Annotated in this window: 1 protein-coding gene and 1 pseudogene; both read left to right on the forward strand. The window is 53.2% G+C overall.

Annotation, left to right across the window (positions count from 1 at the left end; all coding sequences use genetic code 11):
* Positions 1–211 (forward strand): annotated as a pseudogene (locus tag CBF90_RS16280) (DNA-packaging protein); the annotation flags it as partial.
* Positions 186–498: phage terminase large subunit family protein (locus tag CBF90_RS16285; protein WP_088381087.1), on the forward strand; the 313-nt coding region annotated here is incomplete at its 3' end. The pseudogene CBF90_RS16280 and the gene CBF90_RS16285, both read left to right, overlap by 26 nt.

A 498-nucleotide genomic window follows, 5' to 3' on the forward strand; every position in this document is an offset into this window, starting at 1 on the left:
ATTCTGTACTTTCGTGCTGTCGCGGATCGCAGGTGAAATTGCCAGTATTCTCGACGGGCTCCCCCTGTCGGTGCAGCGGCGTTTTCCGGAACTGGAAAACCGACATGTTGATTTCCTGAAACGGGATATCATCAAAGCCATGAACAAAGCAGCCGCGCTGGATGAACTGATACCGGGGTTGCTGAGTGAATATATCGAACAGTCAGGTTAACAGGCTGCGGCATTTTGTCCGCGCCGGGCTTCGCTCACTGTTCAGGCCGGAGCCACAGACCGCCGTTGAATGGGCGGATGCTAATTACTATCTCCCGAAAGAATCCGCATACCAGGAAGGGCGCTGGGAAACACTGCCCTTTCAGCGGGCCATCATGAATGCGATGGGCAGCGACTACATCCGTGAGGTGAATGTGGTGAAGTCTGCCCGTGTCGGTTATTCCAAAATGCTGCTGGGTGTTTATGCCTACTTTATAGAGCATAAGCAGCGCAACACCCTTATCTGGT

The sequence above is a fragment of the Microbacterium sp. AISO3 genome, assembly GCF_002204305.1.
In the GTDB taxonomy this organism is placed as follows: domain Bacteria; phylum Actinomycetota; class Actinomycetes; order Actinomycetales; family Microbacteriaceae; genus Microbacterium; species Microbacterium arborescens.